Annotated in this window: 16 protein-coding genes; 14 read left to right on the top strand and 2 right to left on the bottom strand. The window is 45.1% G+C overall.

Annotated features, from left to right (window positions below; translation table 11 throughout):
* Positions 1-126 precede the first annotated feature (126 nt).
* The 7 genes from ACTNA4_RS08500 to ACTNA4_RS08530 all read left to right on the top strand — a co-directional run bounded on the left by ACTNA4_RS08500 (position 127) and on the right by ACTNA4_RS08530 (position 7,125).
* Positions 127-723, top strand: coding sequence for an MATE family efflux transporter (locus ACTNA4_RS08500; RefSeq protein ID WP_441029619.1), 597 nt, complete (start codon positions 127-129; stop codon positions 721-723).
* A 49-nt stretch (positions 724-772) separates the two neighbouring features.
* Complete coding sequence (locus ACTNA4_RS08505; RefSeq protein ID WP_441029622.1) at positions 773-1,198, top strand: MarR family winged helix-turn-helix transcriptional regulator; 426 nt, start codon at positions 773-775, stop codon at positions 1,196-1,198.
* A gap of 85 nt (positions 1,199-1,283) precedes the next feature.
* The gene (locus tag ACTNA4_RS08510) at positions 1,284-1,655 is read left to right on the top strand and encodes an MATE family efflux transporter (RefSeq protein ID WP_427818980.1); all 372 of its coding nucleotides are present in this window, start codon (positions 1,284-1,286) and stop codon (positions 1,653-1,655) included.
* 602 nt (positions 1,656-2,257) lie between these two features.
* Positions 2,258-3,676, top strand: a complete 1,419-nt coding sequence (gene mgtE, locus ACTNA4_RS08515; RefSeq protein ID WP_441029625.1) for a magnesium transporter — start codon at positions 2,258-2,260, stop codon at positions 3,674-3,676.
* A gap of 126 nt (positions 3,677-3,802) precedes the next feature.
* Positions 3,803-4,414, top strand: a complete 612-nt coding sequence (locus tag ACTNA4_RS08520; RefSeq protein ID WP_441029628.1) for an adenylyltransferase/cytidyltransferase family protein — start codon at positions 3,803-3,805, stop codon at positions 4,412-4,414.
* 17 nt (positions 4,415-4,431) lie between these two features.
* Entirely contained in the window at positions 4,432-5,946 is a 1,515-nt protein-coding gene (locus ACTNA4_RS08525; RefSeq protein ID WP_441029631.1) for a 5-bromo-4-chloroindolyl phosphate hydrolysis family protein, read from the top strand.
* Positions 5,947-5,991: 45 nt separating this feature from the next.
* Complete coding sequence (locus tag ACTNA4_RS08530) at positions 5,992-7,125, top strand: toxic anion resistance protein (RefSeq protein ID WP_427818984.1); 1,134 nt, start codon at positions 5,992-5,994, stop codon at positions 7,123-7,125.
* 97 nt (positions 7,126-7,222) lie between these two features.
* On the opposite strand, the gene arcC is transcribed toward ACTNA4_RS08530, so the two are convergent.
* Positions 7,223-8,152 carry a carbamate kinase gene (gene arcC / locus ACTNA4_RS08535; protein WP_441029634.1) on the bottom strand — a complete coding sequence of 310 codons (930 nt, stop codon included), beginning with the start codon at positions 8,150-8,152 and terminating at the stop codon, positions 7,223-7,225.
* A 70-nt stretch (positions 8,153-8,222) separates the two neighbouring features.
* On the bottom strand, positions 8,223-8,774 hold the full coding sequence (locus ACTNA4_RS08540; RefSeq protein ID WP_427818986.1) for a prolyl-tRNA synthetase associated domain-containing protein: 552 nt from the start codon (positions 8,772-8,774) through the stop codon (positions 8,223-8,225).
* A 218-nt stretch (positions 8,775-8,992) separates the two neighbouring features.
* On the opposite strand from ACTNA4_RS08540, the gene ACTNA4_RS08545 reads away from it, so the two are divergent.
* The 7 genes from ACTNA4_RS08545 (at position 8,993) to xth (ending at position 14,257) form a co-directional block, all read left to right on the top strand.
* Positions 8,993-9,250 (top strand): PRC-barrel domain-containing protein, encoded by a 258-nt coding sequence (locus ACTNA4_RS08545; protein WP_427806819.1) that lies wholly within the window; start codon positions 8,993-8,995, stop codon positions 9,248-9,250.
* A gap of 29 nt (positions 9,251-9,279) precedes the next feature.
* Positions 9,280-9,996, top strand: a complete 717-nt coding sequence (locus ACTNA4_RS08550) for an NUDIX domain-containing protein (protein WP_441029637.1) — start codon at positions 9,280-9,282, stop codon at positions 9,994-9,996.
* Between the two features lie 132 nt (positions 9,997-10,128).
* Positions 10,129-10,578, top strand: a complete 450-nt coding sequence (gene nrdR, locus ACTNA4_RS08555; protein WP_427806761.1) for a transcriptional regulator NrdR — start codon at positions 10,129-10,131, stop codon at positions 10,576-10,578.
* Between the two features lie 48 nt (positions 10,579-10,626).
* A complete protein-coding gene (gene coaBC, locus ACTNA4_RS08560; RefSeq protein WP_441017841.1) occupies positions 10,627-11,826 on the top strand; it encodes a bifunctional phosphopantothenoylcysteine decarboxylase/phosphopantothenate--cysteine ligase CoaBC in 1,200 nt (399 codons plus the stop codon).
* Positions 11,827-12,029: 203 nt separating this feature from the next.
* The gene (locus ACTNA4_RS08565) at positions 12,030-12,674 is read left to right on the top strand and encodes an ECF transporter S component (protein ID WP_441029640.1); all 645 of its coding nucleotides are present in this window, start codon (positions 12,030-12,032) and stop codon (positions 12,672-12,674) included.
* An 18-nt stretch (positions 12,675-12,692) separates the two neighbouring features.
* Positions 12,693-13,505, top strand: coding sequence for a type III pantothenate kinase (locus tag ACTNA4_RS08570; RefSeq protein WP_427820286.1), 813 nt, complete (start codon positions 12,693-12,695; stop codon positions 13,503-13,505).
* Positions 13,505-14,257, top strand: coding sequence for an exodeoxyribonuclease III (xth, locus tag ACTNA4_RS08575; protein ID WP_427806764.1), 753 nt, complete (start codon positions 13,505-13,507; stop codon positions 14,255-14,257). Before ACTNA4_RS08570 ends, xth begins: the two co-directional genes overlap by 1 nt.
* Positions 14,258-14,318: the final 61 nt, after the last annotated feature.

Here is a 14,318-nt window from a genome sequence, read left to right on the forward strand (position 1 = left end):
AAAAAAGCGCGCCGTAATTACAGGCACGTACAAAGAGACATCATTATGGAACTGATATAATAATTCGCTGTTTTTGTGCAGGAGACAGGAACTTTATTTTGCGAGACGACACGCAGAGTTCCTTTTTTGAAGTTGAAGCGTCAGGATTTTGCGATAGATATCAGTCTGGCAAAAAGGCTATTAAGGCTGGGGATGCCTGTCATGTTCCAGGATGCAATCATCAGCATTGGAGGGATGGTGCTTCAGTCAGTCATCAATGGGTTTGGCGTATTGTTTGTAGCGGGTTTTACGGCAACAAATAAATTGTATGGTATTTTAGAGACGGCGGCTATTTCATACGGATATGCAATTTCTACTTTTGTTGCTCAGAATAAAGGGGCGGGAAAAGATATTCTTTCTTTGTTCATTTCAGCAGAAGAAGTACAGGCGCAACAGGTATTGCAGATTGCCCATCATTACTTGATGATTATGAGCACTTTCCTGATTATATTATATGCTCTGCATACTTATCGCAGCGCCCTGCAGGGGATGGGAGATACTGTCATACCCATGGTATCCGGAATGGTGGAGTTTGGCATGAGGGTATCTGCTGTCATATTTCTGCCGTGGTTTATAGGGCAGGAAGGAATTTTTTATGCAGAGATTCTGGCATGGTCGGGGGCCTGTGTGCTGCTGGTAACTGTGTATTACAAAATGTGCATAAAATCAAACGCATGCTATTGATATAGGGATAGTAGTGTGCTATATTTATCGGCAGAAAGGGGGCATAGATATGGCAGACCATGTGTCCTGCGGGATACTGATGAAGCAGATTGGCGACGAGATGCAGAAAAGGGCAGACAATAAGATGCGTTCATGGGATATGACAATGGCACAGGCAGGAGCCCTGCTGGCACTGAACGATGCCCCGGAAAAACAGCTTTCCATGAAGCAGTTGGAGAAGGCTCTATGTATTGCGCAGTCCACGACTGCCGGTATTATTTCCCGGCTGGAGCAGAAAGGGCTGGTGGAAGGATATGCTGACGCAGAGGATAAACGGATCAAGCTGGTGCGCATTACGCAGGTGGGAATAGACAGGGTTCTGGAAACGAAGCGGGACATGATCCACTCGGAAGAGATGCTTCTATCGGGGCTGACCGAGACAGAGCGTGATATCCTTTATTCACTCCTTAAGAAAATTAAGGATAGTTTAAAATAAGTGCTCACAAAAAGTGAGTATTTATTTTGAGTAATTCAATAGCTAACGATTGAAAGTATACGATTGCTTGAGAAAGGTGGTTTCAATGGAAAAGAAAAAGGAAAACAAAAATCTGGAAGTGTTCAGCAATGCGCCTGTTCCTCAGGCAGTGCTGAAAAATGTGTTGCCTGCAATGGCTGCGATGATTATGGTGCTAATCTATAATCTGGCGGATACCTTCTTTATCGGTCAGACCCATGACGATATTCTGATTGCCGCCGTGTCTCTGGCTATGCCGGTATTCCTCCTCTTTACGGCGGTAGGAACGATTTTCGGTGTGGGTGGTGTCTCGGTGATTTCCCGGGCTTTGGGAGAGGGGCGGGCAAGACCATGCAGCATCAGGTTATCGAACGGATCGACAAGGGAGAAACATATGAATCAGAGAGAAAGAAGAGACAATAAACTGCCTTATAGCTAAAAAATAAATACTGGCTAAACTCTTTAAGGTGTGGTATAATACTTCCGTTAATGGGGGAATATTTCCATCTGTTAAAATATTCCTTATAAAATATCATATCTGAGAATAAATGAACAAGTGAGGTGAGAATATGGACGGTAGTAGTGCACGAAGTAGGGACAGGGCAGTCATAACCTGTCAGAATTGTTGCGGTTTTATGCCGTCTGTATTCTGACCTGGTTTTTGAATCTATAAGGCGAAGAGGGAGACCACTTTGCCGTTTCTTTATGAGCATATGAATTTTGCTCCGTTTCAGAAAATGGCTGCCGTTGTCCGTTTCAAAGAACACACTACATCAATGTAAGGCGGGTGTAGAAAAAGTGTTTTGCAGGTGACAATGGTATTTTTTTGCCCATTTATCCTGAAGCGTTTTTCTATGTCCATCTTTACCATGCATGCCTGAATGGCTTGAATTTTATCTTGAAAGAAGATAAGACTCCCACTTTTATAGGTGCGAGTTGCGACAAGTTAGTCTTGGTGGAGATCCAATCTCATTCCAAGATAAAGCCACCGGCGGATAACAGAGGTGTACTTGATTTTGATGCGTAAAGGAGGAACAGACAATGAGTGCAAAGAAGAATTTCCCAAATGAAAATGCGGCTGTTGTACAGCACCCGGACTACAGCAATGAAATAGCGGCAATTGCACGCAGCAATCTGACACCAAGGCTGATGCGGGAGAAGATTGGAGATTATCATGAGAATGATATTGCAGATGCCTTGGAGCTGCTCAAAAAGGATGAGCGTATGAGGCTTTACAGTATACTTGATACCGATATGCTTTCCGATATTCTGGAGTATTCGGACAGGAGAGACGAGTGGCTGAGTGAGCTTGGGATCCGAAAAAGGGTTGAGGTGCTGAACCGGTTCGAAGTGACTACGGCTGTGGAGTATCTCCGCCAGCTTGATAAGAAGCAGAGAAGTGTATTGATCGATCTGATGGAAGACGGTGTGAAAAAGGAGATTGCATTTTCCAGTGCTTTCGATGAGGATGAAATCGGAAGTAAGATGACGACGAATTATATTGCAATCGGTGCGGGACTGAATGTGCGTCAGGCGATGAAGGAATTGGTGGATCAGGCGGCGGATAATGACAATATTTCCACGATTTATGTGCTGGATGAAGACAAGGTGCTGGTCGGGGCAATCGATCTGAAGGACCTGATCGTTGCCAGAGAGAATACGGAATTGGATAGTATTATCATGACATCCTATCCGTACGTGTATGCGGAAGAGCAGATTGAAGACTGCATTGAGCGTCTTCAGGATTATTCCGAAGATTCGATTCCCGTTCTGGATGAAAATAATAAGCTCAAAGGCATATTGACAGCGCAGGATGTAGGTCAGATGATCCATGATGTATTGGGAGATGACTATGCAAAGCTGGCAGGTCTTTCTGCGGAAGAGGATCTGGAAGAGCCGCTTCGCAAAAGTATCGGGAAACGGCTTCCATGGCTGTTGGTACTTCTGGGACTAGGACTGGTCGTTTCCTCTGTGGTGGGAATTTTTGAAAAAGTAGTCGCACATCTGGCGCTGATCGTATGTTTCCAGTCTCTCGTACTCGATATGGCGGGAAATGTCGGTACACAGTCACTTGCTGTTACCATTCGTGTTCTGATGGACGAGCAGGTCAGCAAAAAACAGAAATTATACCTGATTTCCAAGGAGGCGAGAGTCGGGCTGTGCAACGGTTTGATTCTTGGAGTATTGTCTTTTCTGTTTATCGGACTATACCTGTATCTTCTGAAAGGGCAGGTGGTGATTATGGCTTTTTCGATTTCGGCTTGTACCGGAATCGCGCTTCTGGTCGCAATGCTTCTTTCCAGTATTGTAGGTACTACCGTGCCAATGCTGTTCAAACAGTTAGGTGTGGACCCGGCGGTCGCTTCCGGGCCGCTGATTACTACGATCAACGACCTGGTTGCTGTAGTTACTTACTATGGACTGGCCTGGGTGTTGATCATCAATGTGCTGCAAATGTAGAAAAAGCGAGTGCTGCTGGATAATAGAATGAATTGTATTAAGAAAAATAACCGTCAGTGGGACGGTTTTTTTTCTGTTCAAAGGTATTTTCAATTATTTGAGAATGAAGTATAATGAGTTATATGTATGAATAATCTGGAAGATGCAGATACAAAAGAAAGAACTGCATGGAGGGAGAGCAGAACAATGATCGATATTGGGGTAGTTTATGGTAGATTTCAGATTCTACATCTGAAACATCTGGAATATATATTGGCGGCTAAAATGCGATGCAGAAAGCTTTATGTGGGAATATCGAGCCCCGATGAGTCTTATATTCAGGAAGACCCGGAGATGGATGAAGAAAGAAAGAAGTCATCCAACCCTTTGACATATTTTGAAAGATTTGAAATGATACGGGATTGCCTTCTCGATTTCAAAGTTCCAAGAGAAGCATTTGACATCATCCCATTTCCGATTGAACGTCCGGAGTATTTGAAGCAGTATTTACCGAAAGATGCGGTGTGTTTTCTGAGTATCTGTGATGAAAAGACGAAGAGGGACGAAGAAGTATTAAGAAGTATGGGATATGCGGCAGAAGTGCTTTGGCGCAGGAATGAGAGTGAGAAAGGAATAACCGGTACCCAGGTGAGACAGAGAATTCTGGCGGATGAGAAATGGAACGATCTGGTGCCGAAAAGTGTATATGAATACATCATTTCAAATGGAATTGACAACCGTATAAAATATACGAAATAGAATGGCAGGAGAAGAAGATGAACAATCAGGAGTGGGAACGCTTTGGCGAGGATATCCGCAGAACGGTGCAGGACGCAGTGGATTCCAGAGATTATCGCAGACTGAATCAGACGATCACGAATACGATTAATCAGGCGCTGAATGAGGCAGCACAGAGTATGCGGAATATGGGAAATGCACGAAACAGGGGAGCTTTCGGGCATGGATGGCAGAATCCGGATGGAATGAACGGGGATTTTGGACCAAACTGGCAGGGAGGCGGCTCTTACGGCAATGACTGGCAGAATCATGATCAGGGAGCCGATTATCGCTATGAGACCGGAAATGCCGGGACAGATTATCAATTTGGTGCCGGAAATGCCGGGACAGGATATCAATATGGAAGTGGAAATGCCGGGACAGATTATCAATATGGGGCCGGAAATGCGGGAACTGAATATAATTATGGCCGTCAGAGCCAGCCATTTGAGACTCAGAACAGCAATGCAATGAAATATGAGAGTCGTTCCAAAAACCAGCCGGCTCTTTATGCATCGATGACCGGTGCACAGGCAGGAGGAATTCTTCTTTGTGCATTTGGGTATCCGGTTGCGGTCATTTCCGGGATTTTACTCCTTCTGGGAATTGCCGGACTGTTTCTGATCAAACCGGGTGAGGCGCTTGCGGTGCTTATCGTTTCACTTGTCTTTACGGGGGTATTTGGCGGGATGGCAGGTGCCGGAACCTCAATTTTGAAACGAATTGGAAGGTTTAAGAAATATATGAGTTTCCTTCAGGATAGAGAATACTGTGATATCAAAGAACTTGCGGAAAAGACGGGGAAAACGGCAAAGTATGTGGCAAAGGATCTCCGGAAGATGATCGAAAGCGGATGGTTCCGCCAGGGACATCTGGATGGTCAGAAGACTTGTCTGATGGTGACCGATCAGGCATATGACCAGTATCTGCAGCTGGAAGAACAGATGCGGGAGAAGGAGCGGGATGAGATTTATCGCGAACAGCAGAAAGAGAAAGAAGCCCGGATACAAAAGGAAAAGCAGGATCAGGTAAAGCGTGAAACGGAAAAGGCCAGAGAAGGTCTGACTCCGGAGGTACGCGAGATCATTGAGCAGGGTGATGCATATATCCGGAAGATTCATGCGTGCAATGATGCGATTCCGGGTGAGGAGATATCAGCTAAAATCTCCAGAATGGAGATGATCGTGGATCGGATTTTTGATCGTGTAGAACAAAATCCTGAGACGGTAGGAGATATCCGGAAGCTGATGGAATATTATCTTCCAACGACGGTTAAGCTGCTGGAGGCATATGAAGAGATGGACCGTCAGCCGGTAGGAGGAGAGAACATACAGACAGCAAAAGCGGAGATCGAAGCGACCCTTGATACGTTGAATCTTGCATTTGAGAAGCTGTTGGACAGCCTGTTTCAGGATACGGCATGGGATGTGTCTTCGGACATTTCTGTTCTGCATACCATGCTTGCGCAGGAAGGGCTGACAGAAGAAGAATGGAAACGGAAATCCGGGAAATAGCAAATAGACAAGGCAGAATGCAGAGGAAAATGGAGGTTTAGGAACATGAATGATGAATTCAAAACATTTGCACCGGCACCGGAATTAACGCTGGAGCCGTTTAAAGAAGAAATGCAGACACCGGTACCGGCACCTGAAAAACAGGAAATTATGGATGAATCAATTTTAACGGACGACGAGAGACGTACAGTCGATCAATTCGCAAGCCAGATCGATCTGACCAATTCCACGATGATTCTTCAGTATGGTGCCGGAACCCAGAAAAAGATGGCGGATTTTTCTGAGACTGCAATGGAGAATGTGAAGACGAAAGATCTGGGAGAGGTGGGGGACCTTCTTTCCGGTGTAGTAAAGGAACTTCGCAACTTTGACGAGGAGGAAGAAAAGGGATTTCTCGGAATTTTCAAGAAAACGTCCAATAAGATACAGTCCATGAAAGCAAAATACGCGAAAGCAGAGACGAATATCAATGAGATCTGTAAAGTTTTGGAGAACCATCAGGTCTTACTTCTAAAGGACATTGCGATTCTGGATAAAATGTATGAACTGAATCTTACGTATTTTAAAGAGCTTACCATGTACATCCTTGCGGGAAAGAAAAAGCTGCAGGAGGTTCGCACGACGAAACTGCAGGAGCTTGTTCAGAAAGCACAGATGTCAGGACTTGCGGAAGATGCGCAGGAGGCAAGAGATCTTGAGGCTATGTGCGGACGGTTTGAGAAGAAGATCCATGATCTGGAACTTACTCGGACGATTTCCCTTCAGACTGCTCCGCAGATCCGCCTTGTGCAGGGCAATGACACGTTAATGGTTGAGAAAATCCAATCTACGATCGTGAATACGATTCCGCTTTGGAAGAGTCAGATGGTGCTCGCACTTGGAGTAGAACATTCCGCTCAGGCAGCCGCTGCGCAGCGGGAAGTGACGGATATGACAAATGAGCTTCTCAGAAAGAACGCTGAGAAATTGAAGATGGCGACGATTGATACGGCAAAAGAATCCGAACGTGGAATTGTTGATATGGAAACCCTGAAAGCGACAAATGAATCTCTGATTTCAACGCTGGATGAAGTGATGAAGATTCAGCAGGAGGGACGCCAGAAACGTCATGAAGCGGAGCAGGAGATGCAGAGGCTTGAAAATGAGCTGAAAGGGAAGCTGCTTCAGCTGCAGGGATAGGTTGAAAAGATAACGATGAAAAGAACAGGAGCGCGAAAACGGAAATGAATAATCCGTTTTCGCGCTCCTGTTATAATGTCATGTATACGTGAGTGTTTTATTTGATTACAGTACCGGTACGTTCTTTTAATGCGTCGTTCAATGCTTCCATAGAAGTGATGATCGCACGTCGTCCCTCTCTTTTTTCGATGAAAGAAACAGAGGCCTGGAATTTCGGAAGCATATTGTAGACACCGAAATGTCCCTCGTCCATGTATTTCTTTGCGTCATCCAGAGAAATCACGCCAAGTTCCGTTTCCTTATCGGTACCACGATTGATGCATACTTTCTCTACGCTTGTCAGAATGATCAGCTCATCTGCGTCGATCTGTTCTGCAAGAAGTCCGGCAGTCAGGTCTTTTTCAATGACAGCACTGGCACCTTTTAAATGGTGTCCCTGTTTCAGTACCGGAATGCCACCGCCGCCGCCGGCAACTACGATCTGGCCTGCATCCAGGAGCGCATTTACGGCATCTGCTTCAACTACTTCTACCGGATTAGGAGAAGCAACGACACGCCGGAAGCCTTGTCCCGGAACCTCAACAACATAATTTCCTTTCTTTCGCTCGATTGCAGCATCTTCTGCATCCATGATACGTCCGAGTACCTTGGTTGGAGTGTAGAAAGCTTCATCATAAGGATCAACAATGACCTGAGTCAGAACTGTACTGACGGTGCGGTAAATGCCCCGGTTCATCATTTCTTCGCGGATGCCGTTCTGCAGGTCATATCCGATATATCCCTGAGACATAGCGGAGCAGACTGACATCGGAGAAGGGGTAAAATCTTCGTGGGATTTGCCGAATTCATTCATGGCGGTATGAATCATACCTACCTGTGGTGCATTGCTGTGTGTGATTGCAACATCGTATCCTGCCTCAACAAGAGCAGCAATCGATGCGGCAGCTTTTTTTACTGCAGCCTTCTGTTCCGGAAGTGTATTTCCGAGAGCACGATGACCCAGTGCAACGACAACTTTTTTCTTCATATAATATACCTCGTTTTTCTGAATTAGAGTATGTGAAAATTATAGTATCTTTTTTATTAAATTGCAATCCTTATAATGCGACTATATGATAAGAATGTCCTGTGGCTTTCACGAATTTCTGAAGAATATCGGAGGTTCGGAGCTTCAGACTGGAAGTGTTGATGCAGGGATGGCATCCGAGATATTCTTCTTTCAGTAAATCTTCATCAATCAGAAGATCGACCTGCTCTTCGACATCGTTCATCAGTCCGAGAACGCTGACGCTGCCCGGAGTAATGTCCAGAAATTCTTCCATGTATCGTGATTCCGCGAAGGAAAGGCGGGATACACCGAGCTGATGTGAGAGTACTTTTGTCTCAAAATGCTTGTCACCCGGCATCATCAAAAGAAAGAAAGTTGTTTTCTGGCGGTTGCATAGAAATAAATTCTTGCATACCCCGATCTGCAGTTCCTTCTCGATTTCCCGGCAGTCTTCAATGGTGTTGGCAATATCATGATCGACACCTTCATAGGGAATCTGCAGTTTGTCAAGAAAATCATAGACCCTTTCTTCTTTCGCCAGGCGTTTGGAACAATCCGGTTTGGAGGTGAAATGTATCTTACTGACATGAATGGTTTCCATAGTAAAGTCCTCCTGATGTAAAAATGATGAAATAATTGTATATGTGTAGTAAAATACTAGTGTACTGATAATTAATACTTATATCATAGCATGAAATCTGCAGTTTTCAAGAAAAAGCATGGAAGAATCAGGTCCGGAAGCCGGGAAACATCATATACTGGCAATAAGAAGAGTTCGGAGTGTGTGCCGTGAAAGAAAAATGTGACAAAGAAAACCGGATCCGTTTTTGCGAACTGAGAGAGAAGGAAGTAATCAACACCTGTAATGGGAGACGGCTGGGGTGTGTGACGGATATTATACTGGATAAGTGCTCCGGGACAGTGGAGGCTATCATAGTGCCGGGACCGGGGAAGGTGTGCGGGCTGTTTGGATATGATGCGGAATATATTATTCCGTTTGAATGTATCTGCAGAATCGGGCCCGATATCATTCTGGTAGAAATCTGCGAAGAGAAATTTTTAAAAACGTGTAAATAAGAAAAGAAAAAGAAGGAGAGGAATTGAAAATGGCAGCATTTTTGGAGAACATTGCCCTATTCAGGGGAAACGGAAAGAAGAATGATAAGGGGCAGGATCTGGAAGAATTTCTGGAAGAATATGATCCATATAAATATAAGAACCCCTGTGTGACAACGGATGCGGTTGTATTTTCCTGGTCGGATAAGGGAGAGGAATCGAAAGGGCCGAACCTGGATTCTGTATGGAAGGTTCTGATGATCAGGAGAGGGAATCATCCGTGCATCGGATGGTGGGCTCTCCCGGGAGGGTTTATTAATCTGAGGGAGAATCTGAGAGATACGGCGAAGCGGGAATTGATGGAAGAGACCGGTGTGGACGACCTGCCCATGGAACAGATCGCGGTGTATGGAAATGCGAACCGGGATCCGCGAGCGCGTGTGATCACCTCTGCATATATGTCTGTTGTGGAGGAAACCAAAGTGACGGTGCATGCAGGAGATGATGCGGATGCGGCTCTGTGGTGCGAGATTTACTGTGAAAGCGGCGCCTGGGAAAATGTAGAAGACGGAGGCAGGAAAAGAAGCCATTTCCTCAGATTGGAGAATAAGGCATATGAACTGGAACTTACGGCTGTGGTAGAAGAGGATTTAAAAGGGGACATTGTGCAGGAAAGAGACTTCCATGTCATGGATACAAATCAGATAGCCTGCGACCATGCGGCAATCATTGTACAGGCATGGCAGATTCTGAAAAGCAGGCTGTAAGTATTTCCTGGAATTTTGTTTGACAAGAAAATAGTCTACATTTATACTATTAATATTGAGGAAAAGGTCGCCACACGGGACCATAGTATTTTCCGGGGTGTGTGGGGAGAGAAAGTGACAGGAGGATAGAAGATGAAGTGTCCATATTGTGGTAACATTGATACCAGAGTTATTGATTCAAGACCGGCTGATGACGGGACATCGATCAGGAGAAGACGTTCCTGCGATGCCTGCAGCAAGAGGTTTACAACGTATGAGAAAGTGGAGACGATTCCGCTGATCATCATTAAGAAAGACAATACCAGGGAACAGTATGACCGTGCGAAGATTGAAGGCGGTGTTTTAAGGGCATGCTATAAGAGACCGGTGCCGACTTCTGAGATCCAGAAGACGATCGACACGATCGAGACCGATATTTTCAGCCGGGAAGAGAAGGAAATCCCGAGCAGTGTGATCGGCGAGATCGTGATGGGACATCTGAAAGAACTGGATGCGGTTGCTTACGTCAGATTTGCATCTGTTTACAGAGAGTTTAAAGATGTAAATACATTTATGGCGGAACTGAAGAAAATTCTGGAATAATGTGTTCTGGAAGCGGACAAGTAAACAGACGAAGGAGTGTACACTTTGATGGAGCAAAAGAAGACAGTTGTACTTGGAGTGACGGGCGGAATCGCCGCGTATAAGACAGCGTCGCTGGCAAGTATGCTGGTTAAGAACGGGTATGATGTGCAGGTACTCATGACGAGGAATGCAACGAATTTCATCAATCCGATTGTATTTGAGACTTTGACGAAGCATAAGTGTCTGATCGATACATTTGACCGGAACTTCGAGTACAGCGTGGAGCATGTCGCACTCGCCAGTGTGGCAGATTTGGTAATGATTGCCCCGGCGACTGCGAATGTGATCGGGAAACTGGCTCACGGAATTGCAGATGATATGTTGACCACGACTGTGATGGCTTGCCGACGATGCCCGAAATTCATTGCGCCTGCGATGAATTCGGAGATGTATCTGAATCCGGTAGTGCAGGATAATCTCGCGATCCTGAAAAAATACGGATATGAAGTGATCGAGCCTGCCGAGGGACATCTTGCATGCGGAACGAGTGGAATCGGGAAAATGCCAGAACCGGAAGAACTTTATGAATATATTTATCATGAGCTGGCATGGGAAAAGGATATGATTGGGAAGAAGGTTCTTGTTACGGCAGGGCCGACGCAGGAGGCCATTGACCCGGTACGGTATATCACCAACCATTCTTCAGGAAAGATGGGATATGCGGTGGCGAAAGTCTGTGCCGCAAGAGGAGCTGATGTCACACTGGTGAGCGGACCGACTTCTATTCCAAAGCCGATGTTTGTGAACGTGCTTCCGGTCACGACGGCAAAAGAGATGTTTGAAGCAGTCAGGAGAGAATCTGAAGATGCCGATATTGTCTGCAAGGCGGCCGCGGTTGCGGATTATCGCCCGAAGTATGTGAATGATCAAAAAATGAAGAAATCCGGTGAGCAGATGGTTCTGGAACTGGAGAAAACGGATGATATTCTGAAATACCTTGGAGAACATAAAAAACCGGGACAGTTTCTGTGTGGATTTTCTATGGAAACAGAGAACATGGTTGAGAATTCCAGAGCAAAACTGGAAAAGAAAAATCTGGATATGATAGCGGCAAACAATCTCAGGGATGCCGGAGCCGGTTTTCAAGGTGACACGAACAGGATGACTCTGATTACCAGAGAAAACGAGACTGTACTGCCTCTTTTGAGTAAGGAAGAGACGGCGGCGCGGATTCTGGATATGATTCTGGATCAGATGAATTCATAAATAAAAATCATGGTAACTGTTCAGAGCCAACCTCGAAAACACTTCGTGTTTCCTCAGTGTGGCGTATCCGCCAAATAGATTTGTACAAAAAAGTGCTCACGAATGCAAGCATTCATCGCCCTTTTTTGACAAATCTGCTTGGCTCTAAACAGTTACAAATCATGTATTGTATCTCGAAATGAGAATAATAACAGGAGAAAAATATGAAGAAGAACAAAGAAAAAAAGGGTACTCGTTGGATGGTGAGCGTTGCACTGATGGCTGCAATCATAATTGTGTTGGCAAATACGCCGCTTGGCATGATTCAGCTTCCTATTATAAAGGCAACAACCGTACATATACCGGTGATTATCGGGGCGATTCTTTTCGGACCGCTTGCAGGAGCGATTCTGGGCAGTGTTTTCGGGATTTGTTCGCTGATCAGCAATACAATGGCACCGACACTGCTGTCGTTTGCGTTTTCACCGTTTCTTGCCTCGAATCTGGCAGGAGTGCTTAAAGCACTCTGGATTTCTGTCGGATGCCGTATTTTGATCGGTGTTGCGGCAGGATGGATTTGGATTCTTTTCAGAAAAATCAAATTAAACACATATGTGGCTCTTGCCATTACGGGATTTGCTGGATCTATGGTAAATACGATCATGGTGATGGGGAGTATCTACTTCCTGTTGGCGCAGCAGTATGCTGAAGCGAAAGAAGTAGCGGTTACGGCGGTATTTGGGCTGATTATGGGAACGGTGACTGCATCGGGAATTCCGGAGGCACTTGCTGCTGCTGTCCTTGTCGCTGTCATCGGAAAGGTATTGATGCGCTTGACGGCATCTTCTCAGACACAGAGTGGAAGATAGTAAAGGGGATACACAAAAATGATTCTTGCAATAGATATTGGAAATACAAATATTGTTCTGGGATGTATTGACAACAATAAGACATATTTTATTGAGAGACTTTCCACAATCAAGACGAAGATGGAGCTGGAATATGCGATTGATATCAAGATGGTTCTGGATCTTCATGGAATTGATGCAGGGAAGCTGGAAGGCGCTATTGTCAGTTCCGTTGTGCCCCAGATAACAAATGTAGTTAAAGAAGCAACAGAAAAGATTCTCAAGAAAAAAACATTGGTCGTTGGCCCTGGAGTAAAAACAGGACTCAATATTATGATGGACAATCCGGCTCAGCTTGGAAGTGACCTCGTCGCGGATGCCGTTGCCGGAATAGACGGGTATGAGCCGCCGCTGATTATTTTCGATCTTGGAACGGCGAACACGGTCTGTGTTGTGGATTCGAATAAGAATTATATCGGGGGTATGATCTACCCCGGAATTTATACATCATTAAATGCGTTGACTGCAAATGCGTCACAGCTCAGTGGAATCAGTCTGGAAGCTCCGAAACGGATCATTGGAAAAAATACAGTGGAGTGTATGAAAAGTGGTGTGATCTATTCCAATGCCGCATGTATGGACGGTATCATTGAACGACTGGAAGAGGAACTCGGGCAGCCTGCAACGGTCATTGCAACGGGAGGACTTGCAAAGAAGATCGTTCCGCATTGCAGAAAAAAGATTATACTGGATGATGAGCTCCTTCTGAAAGGATTACTCGTTATTTATAATAAAAATTCTCAGGGAGAATTTGCGTGGAAAACTGAGGAAAAAGGGAAGAGGAGACAGTAATGAAATTTATCTCTTGGAATGTGAATGGGATCCGTGCATGCGTACAGAAGGGGTTCATGGATTTTTTTAAGGAGGCAGATGCGGATATCTTCTGCCTTCAGGAAACGAAGATGCAGGAAGGACAGCTGGAGTTGGAACTGCCAGGATATCATCAGTATTGGAATTATGCTATGCGCAAAGGGTATTCGGGGACAGCTGTTTTTACGAAAAAAGAGCCGATCAGCGTCTCTTACGGAATCGGAATTGAGAAACACGATCAGGAAGGACGTGTTATTACACTGGAATTTGAGGATTTTTATTTTATAACTGTATACACGCCGAATTCTCAGAATGAGCTGGCGAGACTCCCCTATCGAATGGAGTGGGAGGACGCTTTTCTAACATATCTGAAGAAACTGGAAGAGAAGAAGCCGGTTGTGTTTTGCGGAGACTTGAACGTGGCGCATCAGGAGATTGATTTGAAAAATCCGAAGACAAACCGGAAAAATGCCGGCTTTACGGATGAGGAAAGAGCAAAATTTTCAGCACTTCTTGAGAATGGTTTTGTAGATACATTCCGTTATTTTTATCCGGAGGTGGAGGGAATTTATTCCTGGTGGTCCTACCGGTTTAAAGCAAGAGAGAAGAATGCAGGATGGCGTATTGATTATTTTTGTGTATCGGATTGCCTGAAAGAGCGGCTTAGGGATGCAAAGATATTGACTGATGTTTTTGGATCAGATCATTGTCCGATTGAACTGGATATGGAATAAATGATGATAAGATAAAACGGGTTGTGAACACGATTGGTGTTTCAACCCGTTTTACATATGC

The organism is Bariatricus sp. HCP28S3_A7 (genome assembly GCF_052066375.1).
Classification (GTDB): domain Bacteria; phylum Bacillota; class Clostridia; order Lachnospirales; family Lachnospiraceae; genus Allocoprococcus.